Origin of the sequence: Paenibacillus sacheonensis, from assembly GCF_009909195.1 — a bacterium.
GTDB lineage: Bacteria > Bacillota > Bacilli > Paenibacillales > Paenibacillaceae > Paenibacillus_Z > Paenibacillus_Z sacheonensis.
On sequence record NZ_JAAAMU010000011.1, the window covers coordinates 187,349 to 209,187 of the forward strand.

At 55.4% G+C, this 21,839-nt stretch carries 23 protein-coding genes and 2 tRNA genes; 7 read left to right on the top strand and 18 right to left on the bottom strand.

Annotated elements, in window-relative coordinates; translation table 11 throughout:
- Positions 1 to 64: 64 nt before the first annotated feature.
- A complete protein-coding gene (gene speD, locus GT003_RS20595) occupies positions 65 to 877 on the bottom strand; it encodes an adenosylmethionine decarboxylase (protein WP_161701328.1) in 813 nt (270 codons plus the stop codon).
- Positions 878 to 1,276: 399 nt separating this feature from the next.
- Entirely contained in the window at positions 1,277 to 2,131 is an 855-nt protein-coding gene (locus GT003_RS20600) for a sulfurtransferase (protein ID WP_161701330.1), read from the bottom strand.
- Between the two features lie 188 nt (positions 2,132 to 2,319).
- On the opposite strand from GT003_RS20600, the gene GT003_RS20605 reads away from it, so the two are divergent.
- Positions 2,320 to 3,183: a hypothetical protein gene (locus GT003_RS20605; protein WP_161701332.1), complete on the top strand. Its 864-nt coding sequence runs from the start codon at positions 2,320 to 2,322 to the stop codon at positions 3,181 to 3,183.
- Between the two features lie 107 nt (positions 3,184 to 3,290).
- Here GT003_RS20605 and GT003_RS20610 read toward each other — a convergent pair whose 3' ends face one another.
- Positions 3,291 to 4,553: an MFS transporter gene (locus GT003_RS20610; RefSeq protein ID WP_161701334.1), complete on the bottom strand. Its 1,263-nt coding sequence runs from the start codon at positions 4,551 to 4,553 to the stop codon at positions 3,291 to 3,293.
- A 188-nt stretch (positions 4,554 to 4,741) separates the two neighbouring features.
- Here GT003_RS20610 and GT003_RS20615 point away from each other — a divergent pair, with 188 nt between their 5' ends.
- Positions 4,742 to 5,251 (top strand): GNAT family N-acetyltransferase, encoded by a 510-nt coding sequence (locus GT003_RS20615; RefSeq protein WP_161701336.1) that lies wholly within the window; start codon positions 4,742 to 4,744, stop codon positions 5,249 to 5,251.
- Between the two features lie 89 nt (positions 5,252 to 5,340).
- Here GT003_RS20615 and GT003_RS20620 read toward each other — a convergent pair whose 3' ends face one another.
- From GT003_RS20620 to GT003_RS20630, 3 genes are all read right to left on the bottom strand, one after another.
- Positions 5,341 to 6,558, bottom strand: a complete 1,218-nt coding sequence (locus GT003_RS20620) for an EAL domain-containing protein (protein WP_161701338.1) — start codon at positions 6,556 to 6,558, stop codon at positions 5,341 to 5,343.
- Positions 6,559 to 6,686: 128 nt separating this feature from the next.
- Complete coding sequence (locus GT003_RS20625; protein ID WP_161701340.1) at positions 6,687 to 7,001, bottom strand: 4a-hydroxytetrahydrobiopterin dehydratase; 315 nt, start codon at positions 6,999 to 7,001, stop codon at positions 6,687 to 6,689.
- 18 nt (positions 7,002 to 7,019) lie between these two features.
- Positions 7,020 to 7,313: a hypothetical protein gene (locus tag GT003_RS20630; protein WP_161701343.1), complete on the bottom strand. Its 294-nt coding sequence runs from the start codon at positions 7,311 to 7,313 to the stop codon at positions 7,020 to 7,022.
- 258 nt (positions 7,314 to 7,571) lie between these two features.
- Here GT003_RS20630 and motA point away from each other — a divergent pair, with 258 nt between their 5' ends.
- Positions 7,572 to 8,372: a flagellar motor stator protein MotA gene (gene motA, locus GT003_RS20635; RefSeq protein WP_161701345.1), complete on the top strand. Its 801-nt coding sequence runs from the start codon at positions 7,572 to 7,574 to the stop codon at positions 8,370 to 8,372.
- Positions 8,356 to 9,174, top strand: coding sequence for a flagellar motor protein MotB (motB, locus tag GT003_RS20640; RefSeq protein ID WP_161701347.1), 819 nt, complete (start codon positions 8,356 to 8,358; stop codon positions 9,172 to 9,174). Before motA ends, motB begins: the two co-directional genes overlap by 17 nt.
- A gap of 309 nt (positions 9,175 to 9,483) precedes the next feature.
- Here the strand turns inward: motB and cuyB are convergent, their stop codons facing one another.
- The 5 genes from cuyB to GT003_RS20665 all read right to left on the bottom strand — a co-directional run bounded on the left by cuyB (position 9,484) and on the right by GT003_RS20665 (position 16,071).
- Positions 9,484 to 10,203: a cysteate racemase gene (gene cuyB / locus GT003_RS20645; RefSeq protein WP_161701349.1), complete on the bottom strand. Its 720-nt coding sequence runs from the start codon at positions 10,201 to 10,203 to the stop codon at positions 9,484 to 9,486.
- A 50-nt stretch (positions 10,204 to 10,253) separates the two neighbouring features.
- Positions 10,254 to 11,762, bottom strand: coding sequence for a Mur ligase family protein (locus GT003_RS20650; RefSeq protein WP_161701351.1), 1,509 nt, complete (start codon positions 11,760 to 11,762; stop codon positions 10,254 to 10,256).
- A gap of 570 nt (positions 11,763 to 12,332) precedes the next feature.
- The gene (rluF, locus tag GT003_RS20655) at positions 12,333 to 13,028 is read right to left on the bottom strand and encodes a 23S rRNA pseudouridine(2604) synthase RluF (RefSeq protein WP_161701353.1); all 696 of its coding nucleotides are present in this window, start codon (positions 13,026 to 13,028) and stop codon (positions 12,333 to 12,335) included.
- Between the two features lie 34 nt (positions 13,029 to 13,062).
- Positions 13,063 to 13,767: an NAD(P)H-binding protein gene (locus tag GT003_RS20660; RefSeq protein WP_161701355.1), complete on the bottom strand. Its 705-nt coding sequence runs from the start codon at positions 13,765 to 13,767 to the stop codon at positions 13,063 to 13,065.
- 51 nt (positions 13,768 to 13,818) lie between these two features.
- Positions 13,819 to 16,071, bottom strand: coding sequence for an ATP-binding protein (locus GT003_RS20665; RefSeq protein WP_239565991.1), 2,253 nt, complete (start codon positions 16,069 to 16,071; stop codon positions 13,819 to 13,821).
- Between the two features lie 319 nt (positions 16,072 to 16,390).
- Here GT003_RS20665 and tadA point away from each other — a divergent pair, with 319 nt between their 5' ends.
- Positions 16,391 to 16,870, top strand: a complete 480-nt coding sequence (gene tadA, locus GT003_RS20670) for a tRNA adenosine(34) deaminase TadA (protein WP_161701357.1) — start codon at positions 16,391 to 16,393, stop codon at positions 16,868 to 16,870.
- Here tadA and GT003_RS20675 read toward each other — a convergent pair.
- Positions 16,833 to 17,048, bottom strand: a complete 216-nt coding sequence (locus GT003_RS20675; RefSeq protein ID WP_161701359.1) for an aspartyl-phosphate phosphatase Spo0E family protein — start codon at positions 17,046 to 17,048, stop codon at positions 16,833 to 16,835. The two genes, tadA and GT003_RS20675, sit on opposite strands and share 38 nt — an antisense overlap.
- Positions 17,049 to 17,395: 347 nt before the next feature.
- Between GT003_RS20675 and GT003_RS20680 the strand changes: the two genes are divergently transcribed.
- Positions 17,396 to 17,472: transfer RNA gene (locus GT003_RS20680), tRNA-Arg, on the top strand.
- Positions 17,473 to 17,733: 261 nt separating this feature from the next.
- Entirely contained in the window at positions 17,734 to 18,156 is a 423-nt protein-coding gene (locus tag GT003_RS20685) for a hypothetical protein (protein ID WP_161701361.1), read from the top strand.
- 105 nt (positions 18,157 to 18,261) lie between these two features.
- On the opposite strand, the gene GT003_RS20690 is transcribed toward GT003_RS20685, so the two are convergent.
- From GT003_RS20690 to serS, 6 genes are all read right to left on the bottom strand, one after another.
- Entirely contained in the window at positions 18,262 to 19,278 is a 1,017-nt protein-coding gene (locus GT003_RS20690) for a hypothetical protein (protein ID WP_161701363.1), read from the bottom strand.
- A gap of 138 nt (positions 19,279 to 19,416) precedes the next feature.
- Entirely contained in the window at positions 19,417 to 19,575 is a 159-nt protein-coding gene (locus GT003_RS20695) for a small acid-soluble spore protein P (RefSeq protein WP_161701365.1), read from the bottom strand.
- Between the two features lie 47 nt (positions 19,576 to 19,622).
- A complete protein-coding gene (locus GT003_RS32150; RefSeq protein ID WP_170312281.1) occupies positions 19,623 to 19,799 on the bottom strand; it encodes a hypothetical protein in 177 nt (58 codons plus the stop codon).
- 50 nt (positions 19,800 to 19,849) lie between these two features.
- Positions 19,850 to 20,197, bottom strand: a complete 348-nt coding sequence (locus GT003_RS20700; protein WP_161701367.1) for a hypothetical protein — start codon at positions 20,195 to 20,197, stop codon at positions 19,850 to 19,852.
- 142 nt (positions 20,198 to 20,339) lie between these two features.
- Positions 20,340 to 20,428 (bottom strand) — tRNA-Ser (locus GT003_RS20705).
- A gap of 121 nt (positions 20,429 to 20,549) precedes the next feature.
- Positions 20,550 to 21,830 (bottom strand): serine--tRNA ligase, encoded by a 1,281-nt coding sequence (gene serS / locus GT003_RS20710; RefSeq protein ID WP_161701369.1) that lies wholly within the window; start codon positions 21,828 to 21,830, stop codon positions 20,550 to 20,552.
- Positions 21,831 to 21,839 lie beyond the last annotated feature (9 nt).

Consider the following 21,839-nt stretch of genomic DNA (forward strand, 5'->3'; position numbering starts at 1 on the left):
CGTCATTCGGACAATAAAAAAAACATCGCCATGCAGCCCGTGCGCCGCAGCGATGTTTGAAGGATCAATTGAACACCATGTTCTTCCCGTAAAAGATTTCGTCCATCTCCCATTTGATGCTCTTCTCGATCTCCGATTGCTCTTCCACGCTCAACGTTTCTTTGGTGTACCCGAACAGGTAGTTGTTCAGGTCAAACTCGCGAAGCTTGCACTTGGTATGAAAAATATTCTCCTGATACACGTTAACATCGATCATGTGGTAGAGATCCCTGACCTCGGCCGGAATGTAATTCTGAATCGAGCTGATCTCATGGTCGATAAACAACTTATGCCCGTTGATGTCGCGCGTAAACCCGCGCACCCGGTAATCCATCGTCATGATATCCGTTTCGAAGGAGTGGATCAGGTAGTTCAACGCTTTCAGCGGCGATATCTCCCCGCAAGTGGAGACATCGATGTCGGCACGGAACGTGCTGATGCCTTCATCCGGATGGTATTCCGGGTAAGTATGCACCGTGATATGGCTCGTGTTCAGATGCATCACCACCGCATTCGGAAGCGGCCCGGGCGACTCCTCGAACGACTCGTTCGGCGCCTGCTCGATGGGCCCCTCCGACACGAGCATCGTCACGCTCGCGCCTTGCGGCTCATAATCCTGCTTGGCGATGTTCAGCACATAAGCGCCGATAATGTCGGCCACGTTCTTCAATATCGTCGTTAACCGTTCCGCGCTGTATTGCTGGTCGATGTACGCAATATATGCCTCGCGCTCTTCCTTCGTCTTCGTAAAGCAGATGTCGTACATGTTAAAGCTGAGCGACTTGGTCAAATTGTTGAATCCATGCAGCGTGATTCGCTGTTCCGACGTTAATTTCAAACAAACTCCTCCTCACCGTTGTCATCGCCTCTGATTGCGCAGTCTTCATCGGACATTCTCATTATCCTTAACCTAATTGGCAGACTACTATTCGTTCGTTGTGATGCAGTGCGTTTTCGACAACGGCGGAACTCCCCCCATAACGGCGAAAAGAGCGTTTCACGTTAACGTTCAATCGTATGACTTTCCGCAAGTGAGAACGAACAATCCTACATCGGCCATCGGCTGCTTTATCCGATTACTTACTTGTTGCATGTGTGAGATATAGATAATGTCTATCTATTTGATCCCGTATCTCAACAGTAGACAGTCTTGTTGATTCCGTGCTGGCTTCTTCACATAAAAAATACAGAGCAACGGTTTCGTTAGACCACGCTCTGTACTTTTTACCTATGTCTGTTATTTGCCTTCTGGTGCTTCCTCAGCGCCAACGGCTATCGGATTACCCTCATACGAAATCCAATCACTCCAGCTCCCTGCATACAACCGCACATTACTGAATCCCGCTTCCTGCAGCGCCCGCACGTTCGGAGTAGCCGTCACGCCCGATCCGCAGTACACGATCGTCTCGCGATCCTTGTCCAATCCTTCGAACCGCGCAGCCTGCTCGTCCGCGTTCTTCCACTTGCCGTCATCGCCGCGGCCTTCGGACCAGAGATGGTTGATCGCGCCTGGAATATGACCGGCCGCCTTGTCCAGCGGCTCGACTTCCCCGCGATAACGCGCGCCGTCGCGGGAATCGATCAGCGTCACGCGGCCGGTGCCGATGTTCTCGCGCACTTCATCCATCTCCACGAGCATGTTGTGCTGCACGGTGGCGAGGAACTTGGCCGGAATCAGCACCTTCTGATCGGCATTCACGGGAAAGCTTGCCTGCTGCCAGGCCGTGAAGCCCTCGTCCAACACGTAGACCTCTTCATGGCCGAGATACTTCAGCAGCCACCACAGGCGCGAAGCCATCGCCCCGCCTTGGTCGTCGTACGCGACGACGCGCGTCTCGTTGCTGATGCCGACGCGGCTCAACGTGCCCGTCAGCTGCGCGATGTCCGGCAGCGGGTGACGTCCGCCATGCTCCTCGATCGGCGCGGACAAGTCTTTCTCCAGATCCAGGTACACCGCGCCCGGAATATGGGAAGCCTCGTAAGCCTCGCGGCCCGATTCAGGTTTGCCGAGCTGGAAGCGGCAGTCGACGATGACGATGTCGGATTCATATAACCGGGCCAGCAGCCATTTTAACGATACGATACTATTCAAGCTTTCTCCGCCTTTCCAAAACACGCATGATAGGTGCATTATACCTCATTCGCAGACGGAATTCCCTTCCTACAATTTCCTTTACAAATCCTGTAACTCCTGCTAATCATGCGCGAACAATCCTCGACTACGATCAATGACGGACACGGACCTACCCTGTCCAACAGTCGATCTGAGGAGATGAATTGATGTTCAAACGTATTTTAGGCACGGCCGCAGTCATGATCGCGCTAGGTGCCACCCTGGTCACGGAAGCCAGTATCGCGCCAACGCCGGCGCATGCGGCAAGCAATATGGTACCCGATTATGAAGTCAAGCTGCTCATGAATCCAAGCGTCGTGCTGGGATCCGATTTCAAACTGACCAGCGCCGTCCTGAGCGCCTTCTCCATGCCGACGACGGTGACGAAGATGAACGTCGCGTTCCTGGACACGAACGCCAAGGACATCTACAACAACGGCTGGAGCCCGCGCATTCGCAAGACCGAAGGCGAATCAGATTTCGAGCTGAGCTACAAGAAACGCTACGCCATCACAAGCGGCGACATTACCGCCGCGCTGACGCAGGCGAACAACGAAGGCTTTAATTCCGGCGACACCGGCTACGAAGCCCAAGTCGAGTGGGGCTACCAGAAGCAAACGCTCAGCATCACCCGCACGAAGAGCGGCAGCAAATCCGGCTACAGCGGCATGGATCTCCCGTCGATCGCCGACGCTCGCAGCCTGATGATCAACAACGCGCCGGACAAATTCAATAACTGGGTATCCAGCGGCTGGGGCACGAGCAAGCTGTCGGGCTCCCGGTATTTCGGCCCCGTGCTGGCCAAACGTTCCGTCGGCACATGGAGCGGCTTGCAACTGTACATCGAAGTCTGGCCGATCAAGAATGCCGCAGGGACAGGCACCGAATACATTGTCGAAGCGTCGTTCAAAACAACCAGCGCCTCGACGGCTTCGACCAAGCATGACCAGCTGATCACGTACCTGCAGAGCAAAGGCTGGTTCCTGGCGCAGGATTCGCTGAAAACGCAGCTGATCATGGATCGATACTAAGCCGCGAACGCATGCCAAAGCAAGAACCCTATAACGAACAAAATGCCCGCTTCTGGCGGGCATTTTTGATTGGAGCTTATGATGTAAACTTGTACACTCGCAGACACTCAAGCGCTCGCCAGCTCGCGCTTTCTCCGTCCCAGTCTGTCATGCTCCCTGACAATCAGCAGCATGAGCAGCAGCAGCACGGCCGCGCAGCCGACGAACTGCCACATGGCATGATCCACGTCGAAAGTATCGAGCAGCCACCCCGTCAGCTTCGGCAGAAAAGCGCCGCCAAGCCCGCCGCAAGCGATGAGAATGCTCGTCGTCCGGTCGATTCGGTCCGGGAACGCTTCGTTGAGATAGACGAGGCCCATCGCGAAAATCCCCGCCATCGCCAAGCCCGTCACCACGATCATCCCCGTTGCCGCAGCCGCTTGGTCCAGCAGCAGCAGCGCCGCAAAACCGACTGTCGTGCCCGCGCAGCAGACGAGGAGGAAGTTCCGATAACCGACGCGGCCCGTTATCCGCCCCACGAACAGCCGGCCGAAGGACATCGCCGCCCAGAAGATGCTGAGGCTGATCGTCGCGCTCGACTCGCTGAGACCCGATTTGCGTCCCATAATGGCCGGCAAATAGTTGGCGAAGCTCATTTCCAAGCCGACATACACGGCGAAGAAGAGCGCGCCAAGCACCAGGAGCAGCAGATCGCCGCGGGAATACCAGGCTTTCGGACCGCTCGCGGCTGCGCTGCCTTTCGCGGTTCTCGAATCATCCGATGTTCTCGCAGCAGCGCTCGCCTGCTCCGATCCATCCTGCACAAGCGTTTTGCCCATGAACGCCTCCGCCTCGCCCAGCGGGAGAAACAGCCACAGAAGCAGCGTGACGGCAGCGAGCACGCCTACAGTACCGAAGGTCCACAGCCAATACCCCTGCAGAATCAGCCACGCCGCAGCCGCGGGAAGCGCAAGCGCGCCGACGCCGAAGAACACTTCCAGCAGCGACATCGCCGAGGCTTTCTGCGCGCCCAGCGTTTCGATAATGAGCGCGCCGATGCACGTCTCGCCAAGACCGAAGCCGAACCCGGCGAACAGGGCCAATATCAGCATGACGGTCCAGCCTAGCTCGAACGCATAGCCTGCTTCCGCGACCGCAAACCCGACGAAAGCCAGCATAACGGCACCGCGCCGTCCCAGACCCCGAATTAGCGTTGGCGCCAGCAGCACCCCCGCCAAGAAGCCAAGAAACTGATTCATGATCAGCTGGCCGCCCGTTTCATAATCGATCACATAATGCAGAACCAGCTGTTCCATCACGGCACCTACCGCGACATGTCCCAAGCCGATGACCAGATAAGACAGACATCCCAATATAATTAATTTACGCACGCGTGCATCCACCCTTTCAGCCGCCCCATTATAGCACTGCCGAACCGCTTTTTGAACCGTTCTTTGCCGGAATACCGAGCCGCCCTTGATAATTGACGCCATTTCGCCGACAATGTGTTCGAGAGCCATTCGTAACGCACCCCGCCTGTCGAATGAAGCGATAGTCAACCACCGAGGAGAACGCGAACATGTCCAATCCCCCCCGCGCTGAGCTTCAGCGTTTCAACGTCATTCCGCTGTCCGAGGCCCATGCCGAGCAGCTATCCTCCTGGCGGTACGAGCCGCCCTTTGACTTCTACAATTGGACGACCTGGCAGGTCATGCTGGAGCTCGGCATGGAATTCGGCGACCCCGACATCCGTACGCGCCAATATGCCGCGGTCCTGGATTCGGACGGCGACTTCATCGGCTTCGCGCAATTTTTCCCGCTGCTCGGGCTGACGCGCCTCGGATTGGGCCTCCGTCCCGATCTATGCGATCAAGGCCTCGGCCTGTCCTTCGTTCAAGCTATCGTGGCGGAGGCACTGCGACGAGCCCCGGATTATGAGATCGATCTGGAGGTACACACGTGGAACGACCGCGCCATCCTCACCTATCAGCGGGCAGGGTTCATCATTACCGATACATATGCCAAACAGACGCATACCGGGTTGGTAGACGTCTATTGCATGTGTTATTTGCCGGAGGGAGCGCAGTAGCGGCGTCTTCGACCCGAGTGAGCCGTCGCTATAATCGCTGGATCTGCTTCGGACCCGTTCAGTTGGATGATTCCACGATTGGAGAACGGCTAACGCTCGCCATCACCTTCAGCCACATCAAGGAACAAAATCTCGCTCGCCCCCACCGGCACCGATATCGTGCGGATCCGATCGAACGAATCCAGGTCCGTGTAGGCCTGCGACACCATCGCGCGGGGACGTTCGACGAGCTCGACCGCGATGGGAATAAAATACGGCCGCCAGCTCCAATTCAAGCCTTTGTACTCCGGCTGCCGAAGCCATTCGCTCCCGCTCTCGCGCTTGTAGTTGGAACTAATCTGAATGCCGTCGCCGCGGCACAAATAGACCCGGATGCAGGGCGATTCCGACAAGGCCGGAAGCAGCCGCGCGATGACTCCGTCTTCGCCGCCCTCCTCGCGCGCATCCGCCCATGCGGCATCCACCGCTTGCCGCAGCCTGTCCGCCTCGCCGCTCCAATGACGCTCGCGCTGCAGGATGCGCGCACGCCGCCGGTCCAGGCCCTCCTCGACCAATGCCGCGAAGCTCGCCGCCGGCCGGAATTCCGCCTCCGCCGGCGCGAAGAGATAGCCCTGCACGAACCGAGCGCCGATCTCGATCGCTCGCTGCAGATCCTGGTCCGTCTCGACGCCTTCGACGAGCAGCGATGCGCCGATCTGATCCGCCAGCATCGAGAAGGAGCGCAGCACGCCGTAATAGCCGCTGTGACTCTCGCTTCGCTTCAGCATATGTATGTCGATCTTCAGAATTTGCGGCTGAATTTGCGCGATCCGATCCATATTGCTGAACCCGCTGCCCACATCGTCGATCGCAACCAGGCAGCCTTCGTTCCGGTAGAGATCGACCACCGACCGCAGCTGCTCCATCGGCTCCAGGAACGACTCCTCCGTAATCTCGATCACGACCCTGCGCGGGTCAATCGCATATTTATCAAGCAGGCGAAGCGTCGGGAGCTCGCCGGTCATCGCATAAGTTTGAAATATCCACGACGGCTTCAGGTTAATGAACAGCTTTCCCGCTTCCGACCCGGTCTCGGCGAATTTCGCGAACGCCATCTCCCTCAGCTGCCGGTCGACGCGGATCTGTTCCTCCATCGGCACCCTTTTGTTCGCGAAGAACGGTCCGACGCTGCGTACGCCTTCTCCGCTGCGGATGCGCCCGAGCGCCTCGAAGCCCATGATTCGCCTCGTATCCAGCGCAAGGATCGGCTGATAATACGGGACGAGTTCGCCCGCCAAGCTAGCCCGAATATCGTTTGCTTCCCTCATCGCCGTGTCTCCTTGCGTCGAATAATGTCACATTTCCTCACATGAGCTGATTTCTCCTATTGTAAATTAGCGTGCATGCCTTGTAAAGCCCCGGCTTCAGCAAACCGCCGGATGCAAAAAAACGCCGATTACCGGTTTCCGGCAATCGACGCCTTATAAACTTCGTTATATCGCTCGGCAGACTGGATATCCAGCTCCGTCAAGCCTCCCGCATGCCATGTCGTGAGCCGCAGCGTCACTTTCTTGTAATCGATGCCGATGAACGGATGGTGGTTCAGCTCCTCCGCGATGTCGGCGATCCGTCCCACGAAGGCGATCGCGGCAGGAAAGGTGACAAACCTGTAGCTCCCTGCGATCCATTTCTCATCCTGGCGCTCCCAGCCTTCCAATGACGCCACGGCGGCATCGACCGCCTCCGCCGTCATCTTCTCGCGTTTGCCCATCCCCTCACCTTCCTTGCCTCAGATTAAACGGATGATGCGGCTTTCCTTCTCGTCCACGGACACTTCGATAATATGATGCTTCGGCCGATAGGTCACCACGCCTTTGCCGACATGCAGGACCGGATCCTCTCCGAGCGCATAAAACACATCGTCCGCGAGCGCCTCCATCAGCTCCAGCTGCTGCCCGCGCTCCAGCTCATCCCACTCCGTCGTATCCATCTCAAAGAATAGATAGCCATCTCCGATATCGAACATGGCGTCCTTCAACTCCACCAGGATATCCTCGTATTCCCTCGCATGCTTTACGCCCATTGCCGATGCCTTCCTTTCCGGTTTTCAAGTAAGCCTCTGCTCCCTATTCTACACGAATTGGGGCGAAAACTCCTAAAACATCCAATTTGCTCTAATCTACGAGCCGCTTTTGACGATAATAAATAAGAAGATAAACGGTCGAATCGTTGCGTTTTGCGTCGTACGCTGGGATGAAGCACGTTCGACTGCGGTTCTCTGGGCTTGAACGGCGACTGCCGGTTCATCATAGTCTTTACTCTTATACTAACGAGGTGCGTCATGGAAAAATCAACACTTATCGGTATTGTGCTCGGACTCATTGCCGTCCTGCTCGGTATGACCCTTAAGGGAGCACCGATCGAGAACTTGCTCAACCCGGCAGCTTTTACCATCATTATCGTCGGAACCGCTGCCTCGTTATTCATCGGCTTCCCGCTGAAGGAGCTCAAAAAATTCCCGAAGCTCATCAAGATGATTTTCGTCGTGCAAAAACTGCTCCCGCGCGAGCAAGTTATCGCCCTATTCATGGAATGGGCAACCATCACGCGCCGCGAAGGGCTGCTGGCGCTGGAATCCAAGGTCGACGAGATCGAAGATCCGTTCCTGCGTAACGGCATGCGGATGATCATCGACGGCAACGATCAGGATCTCGTTCGCGACGTGCTGCTCGAAGATATCGCGGCAACGGAAGAACGCCACCGCGCGGGCGCGCTGATCTTCTCGCAAGCCGGCATGTACGCGCCGACGCTCGGGGTACTCGGGGCCGTTATCGGCCTGATCGCGGCGCTTGCCGACATGAGCGACATGGGCAAGCTGGCGCACGCCATCGCCGCGGCATTCGTCGCCACACTCCTAGGTATATTCACCGGATACGTATTGTGGCACCCGATTGCCAATAAGCTGAAGCGTCTATCGAAGAATGAAGTCGAGCTTCGCCTGATGATGGTCGAAGGCCTCCTGTCCATTCAATCCGGCGTCTCCACGATCGCGATCAACCAGAAGCTCTCCGTCTTCCTAACGCCGACCGAGCGTTACATGATGAGTCAGAAGGGGGCAGAAGCCGTTGAGCAAAAGGCATAAGAAAGAAGAACACGAGGAGCATGCCGACGAAACCTGGCTGATTCCGTATGCCGATCTTCTGACGCTGCTGCTTGCCTTGTTCATCGTGTTGTACGCCATGAGCTCCACCGATTCGAAGAAGTTCCAGGATATGAGCAAAGCGTTCAACGTGGCCTTCAACAGCGGCATGGGCGTTCTGACGGAATCCTCCGTAATCGCAAGGGATAATATGATGCAGAACGCGAATTCCCCGAAGCGCTACGAGGACACGAAGGATATGTCAAAGGAGCAGCGCGAGGCGCTGAAGAAGCAGGAGCAGGAAGACCTCGAGAAGCTGAAGAAGCAAGTCGACCAGTATATTAACACGAACGGCCTGACCACGCAGCTGGACACGAAGCTGAACCAATCCCAGCTGACGATCACGATCAGCGACAGCTCGCTCTTCGCGCCAGGCAGCGCGAGGGTCAAGCCCGAGTCGCGCAAGTTGGCCGTTGCGATCTCCAACATGCTGACGAAGTACTCGGACTACGAGGTCATCGTCTCCGGCCATACCGACAACGTGCCGATCAACAATGCCGAATTCGAGTCCAACTGGGAGCTTAGCTCCATGCGGGCGATTCGCTTCATGAACATCGTCCTCGATAACAAGAAGCTCAATCCCAAGAATTTCAGCAACATCGGCTACGGAGAATATCATCCGATCGCCGGCAACGATACGGCTGCGGGGCGCTCCAAGAACCGCCGCGTCGAAGTGTCGATTATCCGGAAATTCGCCGATGACGGCAAGAGCGTCAGCGTATCCGCTGCGACGGCGAATCCATAGCACCGTATGCTCCGTCTATACGACAATAAGAAACCCCGTCAGGTAGGGAACTGAATTACAGTTCACATCCGCCTGACGGGGTTTTTCGGTGCAATTTTCGACTTGCGATTTTCGATATGCAATTTACGATCTACGATTTACGATCTACGATTTACGATTTAATGTGAGACTTGCGATAGGAGATTTGCAATTTGTATGGATCGATAGTATAAAGCCAGCCTCTCGGTATACCTTGCGCGATCACGCGTCCTACGCTGTTCAAACAGCCTAACGTGACGATCAACGCCACATTGGACTTCAATCGGCAGCTTAGTCGGCGCGCCCTTCGTCTTGCGGCAGCGACAGCTCGATCGACTTCTGCACGAGCACATCCATCGCATCGATGCTGAACCGCCTCGCCTCTTCGCTCAGCTTGATGATCGACAGCTCCGTACACGCGATAATGGCGCAGCTGCAGCCTTCCTTGTTCACCATATCGTGAATGATGCCTTCCAGCTCGGCGGGATCGCTCGTAATGCCGCGTTTAATATCCCGATAGATGATATTCATCACCTGCTGCTGCACGTCCATGTCCGGCTCATGCGGGATCAAGCCGTACCTGCGGGCCGACTCGCTGTAGATGCCGCTGCGCAGCGTCCCGTTGGTCGCCAGGATACCGACCTTGCCGCCGCTCCCGAACGTATCCACGATGGCTCGCATCGTTTCCTCGACCATGTCGATAATCGGAATCGTCGTCATGGCCTGCATCTCGTTGATATAATAATGCGCCGTATTGCATGGCATCGCGATGTTGGCGACCTCCGCGTATTCCAGCAGCCGGATATCCTTCTCGATCTCCCGCAGGAACAGCTCGCCCGTGTTTTCCAAGATCACTTGGGTCCGATCGGGAATAGAGGCGTGGTTCAGAATGACCATGTCGATATGGTCCTGATCGCTGTCGGCCGCCGTGCCGTCGATAATTTGATCGATAAATACGGACGTTGCTTTCGGTCCCATTCCGCCCAGAACACCTAACCGTTTACGTTCCATGACTCAACCTACTTTATATGAAATAATCGTGCTATGTGACGAGTACCCGGTCAGCCTTCGTTTGAACCTTCGTTTGCCAGCAGCCCCAGCGCGATCTCTGCTCCGGGATCCATCCCTTGGCAGCCCGCGAGCAGGATGAGGTCGCCTCGCTGCGCCTGCGACAGCGCCGTAGCGATCGCCTCCGGCAGCTCTGAGTACAGCTTCACTTCAATGCCCGCTTCGTTCATCACGTCCAGGAACACGTCGACTTCCTCGTCCGATACCGTATTGTGATTATTCACATGCGACTGACTCCGCGTCGCGATCAGCTCGCGCTTCTCGAGCCGGTTCAGCCACTTGACGATCGACTCCGCGTTCTCGCGATTGATAATCGGGCCGCGGGCGCCGCGGATCGCATAGACCAAGTGAAAGTTCTCGTAGTCCATGTAGCGCAGCGTCTCCAGCGTGACGTCGATATTGCCGGGATTGGCAAAATGATCATCGATGATCGTGAATGCATCCTCGTGGATGAATTCGAACCGGCGCTCCACGCCGCCGAACGTGCGCAGCGTCTCTTGGATCGTCGCGACGGACACGCCGCACAGCAGCGCGATGGCGATCGCCGCCATCGAATTGTAGACGGAATGGAGACCCGGGATACGGAGCTCTACGCGGAATTCGCCCGGCTCGATCACGGCGCCGCCATCCGCTTGGATCGGCTTCAGGATCTCAACGGTGAATTTCGCCCGTCCCGTCGACAGGTCCAAGTCCTTGCAGTGCAAAGTCCCTTCGCGGCTCTGCATGCTGAAGGTGACGACCTTCGCCCGCGTCTGCGTCACGAGAGACGCCGCATAGCCGTCGTCCAGATTCAAGACGGCGCAGCTGTTCTCTCCCGCTTCCCGGATCAGCCGGGATTTGGCCGCAAAATAATTCTCGAACGTGCCGTGCGAATCGATATGCTCGCGGCTGAGATTATTGAAGCAGACGATGTCGTAGCCGACCGACTCGACGCGATGCGTTTCCTGCGCTGCCGAGGAAACCTCCATGCTGACATGGGTGACGCCCCGGTCCGCCATTTGTTTCAAATATGCCTGCAGATCGAGAGATTCCGGCGTCGTCAGCTCGGACGGGATGCGTTCCTCGTCGATTTTGATCACGACCGTTCCGATCATGCCCGTCTTGAAGCCGTGCTGCTCGAGAATCGCATTCGTCATATACGTGGTGCTTGTCTTGCCGTTCGTCGCCGTAATGCCGATCATCTTCATCCGGTCCGCCGGATGCCCGTAGAACGCGCTCGCCAGCTGCGCCATCGCGATCCGGCTGTTCGGCACGACGTACTGCGGCACGTTGATAGCAGGCTGTATGCGCTCGACAACCGCCGCGACCGCGCCGCGTGCAACCGCATCGCCCAGGTATCGATGACCGTCCGTGCTGTAGCCCGTGATGCAGACGAACAGCTCTCCAGGGAGCACTTTCTGCGAATGATAGGATATACCGGTTACTTCGATGTCCCCGGCCTGATAAGCTTCCGTTACGGTTGTTTCCTGCAGCAGCTGCTGCAGCTGGAATTTCGTCGTCATCGCAATGGTCCTTTCTCCGAAGGCCGCGCCGCGCGCCCTTCCTGTCGTCTTGTTTAGCTGCCCATCGCCTTGCCTGCGCCCTCGCCGGACATGGCAAACGCCGGCTTTGGATTTCTTTACATCATGAGTTTCCTATGAAGCCTCTGATTAGACTGCGGCATCAGCCGATTTTCTCTCGGCTCGTCCCACTGTTCATCGACAATCTCACCTTTATTGTCATGACCGCTGCGTATGTATGCCATAGATTCCAAGACTATGAATCGTGTTTTACCTTATATACGAATTGCATGTTTGTGTGACGGCTTTTCCTTGCTGGTCCTAACTGATCGCGCATGCTGCTTTGCATTATTTTTCAAAATCCCTCTATGCAAAAGGAAGACAATCCTTTATAATTTTACTTCATGTTTTCTAGGATGGCAAGACGAACCGCCCGCCAACCGCATAACCGCAAGCCTTCAGCGGATTTTTCAACCTTACCTCCCCGCAACAAAAAAACCAACTCTATCGGCGCGAACGTCGATCGGAAGTTGGTTTTGTCGTTATTTCCCGGGAAACCGCGAGGCTTCGGACTTAGCGGTAGTCGAGCAGGTCGAACAACTCGCTGAGCTCGCCTTTCGTCAGATCCCGCCACTTGCCGTTCGCGAGCTGACCCAGCTGAATATTCATGATTCGCACGCGGCGAAGCTTACGGACGTTATATCCGAACGTTTGGCACATCCGGCGGATTTGGCGGTTCTTCCCTTCCGTCAGCGTAATCCGGAAGACGCGGTCCGATTCCTTCTGCACCTTGCAGGGCAGCGTCATCGAGCCGAGAATGCGGACGCCCTCGCTCATCGCCTTCAGAAACCGCGGCGTGACGGGACGGTCGACCGTCACGATGTACTCCTTCTCGTGCTTGCCTTCCGCGCGCAGGATGCGATTGACGATATCGCCGTCGTTGGTTAGCAGGATGAGCCCTTCCGAATCTTTGTCCAATCTCCCGATCGGAAAAATCCGTTCTTCATGCCCCACGTAATCGACAATATTTCCTGCCACCTGAGCCTCTGTCGTGCTCGTGATGCCGACGGGCTTGTTCAGCGCGATATACACATGGCCCTTCTGCTCCCCGATCGGTCTGCCATCCACGCGTACGTCATCGCCGAGCTCTGCCTGGCTGCCGAGTTCGGCTACGACGCCGTTGATCGTGACCTTCCCGTTCTCCACGAGCTTATCTGCCTCTCGTCTGGAGCAGTAGCCCGTTTCGCTAATAAACTTGTTAATCCTCAACTGACTTATTCACCCCGCATATGGTGCCTTAAACTCATATCGACTGACTTGTCGTTATTGCGTGATTATCATAAATTTGGACGACCGGCGCAAGTCGATCCGGCGGCAATGCCGCGGCTTCGCGCATGAAAGCAGCCACATCCTCGGCACGTACCGGCCGATATTTGCGCAGCGATCCCTGCATCAGCAGCCGGAGCAGCGGGCTGAGCATGATCGCCGCGCGTTCGCCTAGGCGGAATTCCTCCCGCTTCCCGAGCAGCAGCGAGGGGCGGACAATTTGCAGCGCGCGCAATCCGATTGCGCTTAACTGCGCTTCCATCTCGCCCTTGACCCGATTATAGAACACGGCCGATCGTGCATTCGCGCCCATCGCGGAGATCGCGATCATCTTCCCGGCGCCGTGCGCCTTCGCCCATTCCCCGAGCGCCACGGGATAGCCCAAGTCTACTTGGCGGAACGCCTCCTGTGAACCTGCTTTCCTGATCGTCGTTCCGAGCGCGCAGAAGACCACGTCGGCCTGAACATCCGCCAGCGCCTCTTCCATATGGTCAAAATCCGCCGATATGACGCGAAGCTTCCCGCTGGAAGCTTCGTCTCCCGGCAAGAGAGGCAGCGGCCGTCGCGCGAGTACCGTCAGCGACCTGCAGCGCTCGTCCTGCAGCAGCTGCCGAAGCAGTTGGAACCCGACCAGGCCGGTCGCTCCTGCTAGAAGCGCGCGATAACCTTCCGTACGCGGCATCTCCTCACCTCTCCTGTATGTATTGTACATGAAACCGCGAATCCCTGCTTGCTAGCTCTCGGAATTATCCGCTCTATACAACGGGATTGTAATGAGGACCGTCGTACCCTCGCCCACTTTGCTTTTGATTTCGAAGGTTCCCTGGTGGCTCTGTATAATCCGCTGACTGACCATGATGCCCAGCCCTGTCCCTGCATCCTTGTCCGTGTAGAACGGATCGCCCAGCTTGGCGATCTTCTCCTCCGATATGCCGATGCCTTCGTCCGCGATCGAGATGCAGATCTGCCGTTCCTGACGATGAACCTGAATCGTAATCTGACCCCCTTGCGGCATCGCTTCCATCGCATTCTTGAGCACGTTGATGAACACTTGCTTGAGTTGGTTCTCCTCGCAGGAGATTCGGCATTCTTCCTGGCCGAAATCAGTCGCGAACACCACATTGCACAGATGCGCCTGACTGTCGAGGAGCGAGATAACGTCCCCCAGCGTAAACCGGATGTCCTTCACCTCGAACCTTGTAGCCTGCGGCTTGGCCAAGATCAAGAATTCGCCGACGATCAGATTGATGCGGTCCAGTTCGGACAGCATCAGATCGACATGCCGCGTATTCAGCTTCGACGTCTGCAGCTGCAGCTGGAGGAAGCCGCGCAGCGTCGTCAGCGGGTTGCGAATCTCATGGGCGACGCCGGCAGCCAGCTGGCCGACGGTCGTCAGCTTCTCCGATCTGCGCAGCAGCTCGTCCATTTTGTTCCGGCTGGTCATATCTCGCGTAATGCTGGCAATGGCATGAATGCTGCCCAGCTTATCTCGGATCGGCGAAGTCGTCACGCTGACCGCTATCCATTCCCCGTTCTTCGTGAGCCGCGTTGTCTCTCGGGCCGGCAGCGGCTTCCCCGATTTCAACAGCTCCATCGTCTGCTGCTCTTCATCCCGCAGATGCTCCGGCACCAGCGGTAGCACGTTTCCCACCGCTTCCTCCGTCGTATAGCCGAACAACTGCTCGAAGGCGCGGTTGACCTGCATGATGCGGCCATCCAGGCCCACGACATGAATCGCGTCCGTCGTATGATTGATGAAGGATTCCAGATACTCTTTCATCGAACGATTTTCCTCGAACGCCATCTTCAGCTTCGTCATGTAAATGCCGAGATTCTTGGACATCGCATTCACGCGCTGCGCCAACTGCCCCAGCTCGTCCTTGCGCCTGACGACGATCGAGCTGTCGAACCGTCCGAAGGACAACTCGTTGACCTTCCACAGAATCATGCGAACGGGACGGAGCAAGATATGAGACAGCCAATAGCTGCAAATAATAACGATGAATAGGAGCGCAGCGGAGATATACAGCTGATTCGTACGCTGTTCGTCCATCAGCCGCATGAGCGGTTTCTTATCGAGCACAAGTCCGACGACGTAAGGCTTCGGGTCGCGTATAAGAATAAAGCTTTTGATCACTTCCCGATGATGAACCGTCGTATAGCGGAATACCCGTTTCCCTCTCCAGGCTTCCTGGACGCTGTTCACGTCTTCGTCAACGCTGCCGTAGTCGTAGGTACCGAATGGAATCGGCAGGTCCGCGAGCTCCTTGCTGCTGATAATGGACGGGATATTCACGACGGAATTGCTTCGATATAAACCCGGATTGAAGCCCGTAATTTCCAGGATCGTCGGGTTGCTGGCTTTCATATCGTCTAGAAAGGCCGTCGTATGCGCCATCTTCTGATAATCGATCAGCGCGCTGCTATCCATGTAACAGCGAATAATATAATTGATTTTATTGTCGGTATAGAACGATTCCTGCCCCAAGAGGACGGACGTCTCCGTAACCGAACGTTCGCTCGGACTTGTCCAGAACTGATAATCCTTGTCCGTTTCGTCGCGCACGACTAAATTCCGCAGCGGCCATGTCGCACTGATTTTCCCAGTCTCGCTGGGCTCGGTAGACATCGCGATCATATAACCGGTGCCGCTTTTCTTCATGACGGATAGACGGGATACGCCGATGCGGGAGGCAACCAGTGCCAGCTGCTTGCTCGTGATCTCGCTGATTTGATGAGGAAGCTGTTCGGACGCGGAGTAAGAGGCCATCTTCAGATTGTCGGCTAAAACGGTCTGCACGAATTCGTTCTCGCTCGTATTTTGCTTCACGTCCGCGGCGATCTGATGCGTGATGGTCGTCATATTCCGTTCGACGTCCGATCTCAGATTGACCCCGGTGGAATATTCGTTCAAAATGACATTGAGCAAGAGCAGGACGAATACGATCAGCGAAATCATAAGAGACAGCTTAATCTTTACTGACAATATGCGACACACCCTTTTATCGAGCTAGTGGACACCTAGTTGGATCATAACATAAATGTGGGAAAAACTTCTATCCTTGTCATTCTAAGATAAGCAGAGGAATATTAGAAAAGTTATTCACAGGTTTATCCCAATATTCACATGGCCACTTAATAATTTGTTAGTAAATCTGTGTATAACATCGACTTATGCACATTTTCATCCACAAGCTGTTAACAACGAATATTTGTTCGTAGCACAATTCGAGAATTATCGACAGGCGAGATAGATGTATAGGCTATTGGCTCTATACTTGGCCAGGCATAAAGGAGGATTATTCATGAGCGAAACGGACTACTTCCGAGAAGAGGATTTCGTTTGGATGCAGGCTGCCATCGAGGAAGCCAAGAAAGCGGAGGCCATCGGGGAGGTACCGATCGGTGCAGTCATTGTGAAGAACGGAGAGATTATTGGCAGGGGATATAACTTGCGGGAAACGAATTTGGATCCTACCGCCCATGCGGAGATGATCGCGATTCGGGAGGCCAGCCGGCATTTGGAAGCTTGGCGCCTGCTGGACTGTACGTTATATGTCACGCTTGAACCCTGTCCGATGTGCGCGGGAGCGCTTGTCCAGAGCCGTATTCGAAAAGTGGTGTACGGCACGATCGACCCGAAGGCCGGCTGTGCCGGTACATTAATGAATTTACTGCAGGAGCCACGCTTCAACCATGAGACCGAGCTCGTTGGGGGCCTGCTGCAGCAAGAATGTGCGGATTTGCTTACCCAGTTTTTCCGTCGTTTGCGAGGGCGTGCTTAGCGGCACCTCCGAGACGTTCTTCCTTCTGCATATGTTGAAGCATAACGATCAGCTGATCGGCCTCTTCGCTAAGGGCCAGTACCTCAGGGTCAGTGAGACTTCCTCGTGCTTCGGCCATTTCAAACAGCTTCGTGCGAAGCACCTGTAATTCGTGGAGTAGTGTAGTTTTGTCGTTCATGACGCCCGCGGGACAGCTCCTATCGCAACATCTTCAGTTGGTTACAAATAGTAACATCTTCATTATATACGCTTAGGGTTGTTATTTTTGTAAAATCTTGTCGACAATATGCTGGTTAATTCAGTGAATATATCGACACGATTCAACAAGATCATCTAAAACAGGACTAATTTCATCGGTCTTAAGATCTATTACGCTGTTATGCGAACTGGCGGGACATGTTCTACCATTCAGGACTGCTCCAACGATATTCTCCGGCGGACGAGTCGCTATGGAAATTCGATCTGATTCTTCCCCCAAGGAAGTTGCGCCGCTCTTGTTCTTCATGCTATTATTATCCTTGCCGCGCGCCCGTAGCTCAGCAGGATAGAGCGACAGTTTCCTAAACTGCAGGTCGTACGTTCGAATCGTATCGGGCGCGCCATCTATGCAAACACAAACCTTGTCATGGCAAGGTTTTTTTGTTTTTTCTAAGACCAGTCAGACAAGACCCCCAGCGATCCGATCCCCCTTACGCTTCTCGATATAATATCCCGTCCCCTCCTCAGTTTCAGAAGGGCCAATCACATGTGACCCCGAAGTCCCTGCGCTGCGGCATCCGCAGGAGCTTGTCTTTTCTATGAAACTCACAATCTACCGTTTCCTACATAGTATAGAGTAGTACTGTGAAAGGAGGTGTAGTAGAATGGGAAAACTTATAGATGCAAGAACCTCGCAAAATGCCAGCTATGCCAACTCGATTGCGGTTCCTATTCTTGTTATTAACGCGCCGGTGCTTTTCGGACAAATCGGTCTGAACACGGAAGGCGCGGGAGCCAATCCTCGGGTTAGCTTGCAAGGAACGATGTCCGTTCAGCTGCCTTTGGCCCTTGCCGGCATAACAATCACCGTTGTAAGAGGTACGCTTCCGACGGATCACCTGGTTTATACGGCTACGGCAACATTTGACTTATCCCTGCTCGCACCGCAAGTTATCGCCTTTACCGCCGACGACTACAATCCACCTTTGACACCGCTCTTAACGTATACGGCCTTTGTCAGCTCGAACGTATTACTCACGGTCCGTGTCGGTCCGGAGAACTTCAGCGGCATGCTGGTCACCGACTAATTGGGCGCAAGATAAGCTAAAGAACCACCCTCGCAGGTGGTTCTTGGCCTTTATTGCGGCTCAATCAGGGTTTAATTCCCGCGTCTTATCTTTGTTTAACCTCGCTCAGGGCAGCCATTGTTCAGCAGGAACGGCATCCTTGGGAAGCTCCACCTCAAACGAAACCTTCTTATTGAACGCATCTTGGGAAAGCATGAACTGAATATCTACCTGCATCCCATTGGCATCGCCCGTATCCAGCTGCAATTTCCCGGCCTCGAACGTTACATAGTCATCCTTTATGCCGCCGGTCAGCTCGAGCGCCTTGATCGTGTACTGCTCCTGCAGCTTCGCCGCGCTGAGCTCGTTCTTGGATGCTTGCAGTTTTTCCTTGGTGAGTCCAAACGACTTCATGTAGGCTTCGTTTCCAAGCAGCAAATCGACTACCTTCGGAATGGCGTTCTCTGCAATGACCTTCAGCAGTGCGTCCGAATGCGATTCATCGGTCTTCACCCGCACATACCGATCGGCTTCGTAGCCTGTCGGCAAATTCTTCACATCGGCAGCCGCGGGTTCGCTGTAATACGTGTCGTCCAAGCCGCCGAAGAAAGACGTGAGAGCACCCTTCACCAGCTCCGGGGCTTCGCCGTCCAGCACATTTCCACCGCCCTGCTCTTCCGCCAGCTTCTTGGCATCAATGACGATGAAGCGGTCAGCCACGGCAGCGGGTACTGCCACGCCGGGTATTTGAGGGACTTTCATATAGATCTTATCCTCCGTCACGAGGATCGGAAGCTTCATGCTCAATTTGACGTCGCCTGTTCCAAGCGTTGCATCCAAGAGCAACTCGGCACGCTGCGGGTCCTTCTGAACCGCTCCGTGAACTTGAATGACGGCGCCTTTAAGTAGAATCGGCAGCGCCATTATGAGGGCCGCATCCCGATTGGACAAGTCTCCGGCAGGCTGTGGCAGCCGAATATCATGAATCGTAAAAGAGCCGGAGTATGTATAGGAATCCGCCTTGCTCGTTGTTGCTATCGCATCTAGCCAGACTTCCCTCGGTGAGTCGGACGAGCTGCAGCCCGTTGCCGCCGCCATCGCCGCGATGAGCAGCGTTATCGTGCCGCGTCTACATGCTTTCATGCATCATTGCCCCTCTCCTCGTGCGCATCTTTTATTTTACCCTATCCAAATCGGGTATGAACAGACGATCGCGCACGGAAAAGCCCGCCCACGCCGATTATAACAGGCGCAGACGGGCTCTGAAGAGAGATGAGAGCTTTACCCTTGCGGGTTATGATGGTCGACGTGATTCGCTTGCTTCGTCTTCTTCGAACCGGACAGCGGCTCCTGGGGCTGAGAAGAATCCTTACGGGACCTGGACGGCTGACCGTTTCCTTCGTAAGGGTTTTGAACCGGTACGCTCTTCGGCTTACCCATCGCGTTCATCTCCTTTATCATACTCATACAATCGTGGGCCGGCTTGTTTAGCTGCGAGAGTGATGCAGGTCCGTCGGCTCGTCATGATTCAACGCATCCTGATGGCGGCGATCGTTCGTATCCTGCTGCAGCTGCTGAGCCTGATGGCTGTTGACCGGATTTTGGTCCAGATCTTCGACGACGTTGCTTAAATTTTTGTCGGCGGTTCCCTTCGCTTTCGACACAGTTCGCGTGCTCCTCTCTATGCTAGGCGATCAGCGCAATATTGAGCGCTTTATGCATGCGTCAGCTCTTGAAGCGCCTGCGCGCATTCATGGATATGCCGCGTATAATCCTCGATCAGCTGTTGGATGATATCGGTACGTTCGTCGACCGAGCGGCCGTCCTTCTCGACGTCGATCAGTGTCGTTCGGATCTCGCGGCTGTCTACATAAGTGACTTTAAAATCAAAGCTATACATTTGGTGGCCTGCCGTCTGAATGGTCACGCGCAGCGACTTGGAATCGGCTTCGTCGGCCTTCACTTCGGCTCGATCCGCATTCTGTATGGTTTCGGGCAGCGTACGCTGCCATGCTTCGGCCAGCTCCTGCTGATTGATGGTCAACTCGTCGCGTTTGCTCATTTGATTTCCCACCTCCATGCGGATAATATGCGGCTCCGGGCTTTGTTTTATGCGGGCTCGGCAGGCAGGAACACATACAGAATAGCAAAAAGCGCCCAAGCGAATGTTATTCGCCTGAGCGCTGTCAGTTGTTAGGTATAGGTGGCGGAGAGAGTGGGATTCGAACCCACGTGGGCTTGCACCCTAACGGTTTTCAAGACCGCCCCGTTATGACCGCTTCGGTATCTCTCCATCCATGATGAACCTTGTTTAAGGTCACAGGACGTATTGTACCATAGGCCAATTTGTTAACGCAACTCTGAAATCATCCCGCCCGACTTGCATCTGCGGCCTTCGGTTCTAAGCGAAAGCCCTAGCGTGGAGCGATGACTTCCAGGCCGCCCATATACGGACGAAGTGCTTCCGGTACGATAACCGTGCCGTCCGCTTGCTGGTAATTCTCAAGAATTGCCGCAACCGTTCGTCCGACGGCAAGTCCGGACCCATTCAGCGTATGCACGAATTCCGGTTTGCCCTTCGCTTCGGGACGATATTTGATGTTCGCGCGGCGTGCTTGGAAATCCTCGAAGTTCGAGCAGGACGAGATTTCGCGGTACGAATTGCCGCTTGGAATCCAAACCTCGAGATCGTACGTCTTCGCCGACGTAAAGCCCATATCGCCCGTACAGAGCGTCAGGACGCGGTAAGGAAGGCCTAGAAGCTGCAGTACCTTCTCAGCGTTCGCCGTAAGCTTCTCCAGCTCGTCGTACGAGTCCTCCGGTTTCACCAGCTTCACCAGCTCGATCTTGTTGAACTGATGCTGGCGGATCAGCCCGCGCGTGTCTCGGCCCGCGGAGCCGGCTTCAGAACGGAAGCATGCGCTGTAGGCGACGAAGTTCTTCGGCAGCTCGTCGGCCGAGAGAATTTCTTCCCGGTGGATGTTCGTAACCGGCACTTCAGCCGTCGGAATCAGGTAATACTCCGTATCCGCCAGCTTGAACAGATCCTCTTCGAACTTAGGCAGCTGCCCCGTGCCGACCAAGCTGTCGCGATTGACGATATACGGAGGAAGAATTTCCTCGTATCCATGCTGGTCGCTATGTAGATCCATCATGAAATTGATGAGTGCCCGCTCCAGACGCGCGCCGAGGCCGCGATAGAACACAAAACGCGAGCCCGTTACTTTAGCCGCCCGTTCGAAATCCAGGATATTCAGTTCCTGCGCAAGCTCGTAGTGGGCCTTCGTTTCGAAAGCGAACGACGGCACCTCGCCATGACGGCGAATTTCAACGTTATCCTCTTCGGATGCGCCGACAGGCACGCTTTCGTTCGGTACATTAGGAATGGAGAGCATCAGTTCCGCGGTCTCCGCTTCCACCGCCCGAATCTCCTCGTCCAGTACCTTGATCCGGTCGCCGACCTCGCGCATCTCTACGATCAGCGCTTCAGCGTCGCCGCCGCTTTTTTTCAGCTTTGCCACTTCCTGCGACACGATGTTGCGACGGTTCTTCAGCTGCTCGGTCTCCTGCAGCATATCGCGCCATTTGCCGTCCAGCGCCGGGAAATTGGCAATCAGGTCAAGCGGCTTTCCGCGATTCGCGAGCGCTTGCTCTACTTTGGCAAACTCGTTCCGTAGCAGTTTTACGTCAAGCACGGTGGGTAT

Bases quoted from the DNA above. Each gene is read 5' to 3' on its own strand.
- GT003_RS20615 (WP_161701336.1), top strand. From the start codon at position 4,742: ATGTCCAATCCCCCCCGCGCTGAGCTTCAGCGTTTCAACGTCATTCCG.
- GT003_RS20700 (WP_161701367.1), bottom strand. From the start codon at position 20,197: ATGAGCAAACGCGACGAGTTGACCATCAATCAGCAGGAGCTGGCCGAA.
- GT003_RS20660 (WP_161701355.1), bottom strand. From the start codon at position 13,767: ATGCCGCGTACGGAAGGTTATCGCGCGCTTCTAGCAGGAGCGACCGGC.
- GT003_RS20620 (WP_161701338.1), bottom strand. From the start codon at position 6,558: ATGAGGGAAGCAAACGATATTCGGGCTAGCTTGGCGGGCGAACTCGTC.
- cuyB (WP_161701349.1), bottom strand. From the start codon at position 10,203: ATGGAACGTAAACGGTTAGGTGTTCTGGGCGGAATGGGACCGAAAGCA.
- GT003_RS20675 (WP_161701359.1), bottom strand. From the start codon at position 17,048: ATGAACGACAAAACTACACTACTCCACGAATTACAGGTGCTTCGCACG.
- GT003_RS20685 (WP_161701361.1), top strand. From the start codon at position 17,734: ATGGGAAAACTTATAGATGCAAGAACCTCGCAAAATGCCAGCTATGCC.
- tadA (WP_161701357.1), top strand. From the start codon at position 16,391: ATGAGCGAAACGGACTACTTCCGAGAAGAGGATTTCGTTTGGATGCAG.
- motA (WP_161701345.1), top strand. From the start codon at position 7,572: ATGGAAAAATCAACACTTATCGGTATTGTGCTCGGACTCATTGCCGTC.
- GT003_RS20695 (WP_161701365.1), bottom strand. From the start codon at position 19,575: ATGGGTAAGCCGAAGAGCGTACCGGTTCAAAACCCTTACGAAGGAAAC.
- GT003_RS20630 (WP_161701343.1), bottom strand. From the start codon at position 7,313: ATGGGCGTAAAGCATGCGAGGGAATACGAGGATATCCTGGTGGAGTTG.
- GT003_RS20690 (WP_161701363.1), bottom strand. From the start codon at position 19,278: ATGAAAGCATGTAGACGCGGCACGATAACGCTGCTCATCGCGGCGATG.
- GT003_RS20650 (WP_161701351.1), bottom strand. From the start codon at position 11,762: ATGACGACGAAATTCCAGCTGCAGCAGCTGCTGCAGGAAACAACCGTA.
- GT003_RS20605 (WP_161701332.1), top strand. From the start codon at position 2,320: ATGTTCAAACGTATTTTAGGCACGGCCGCAGTCATGATCGCGCTAGGT.
- GT003_RS20625 (WP_161701340.1), bottom strand. From the start codon at position 7,001: ATGGGCAAACGCGAGAAGATGACGGCGGAGGCGGTCGATGCCGCCGTG.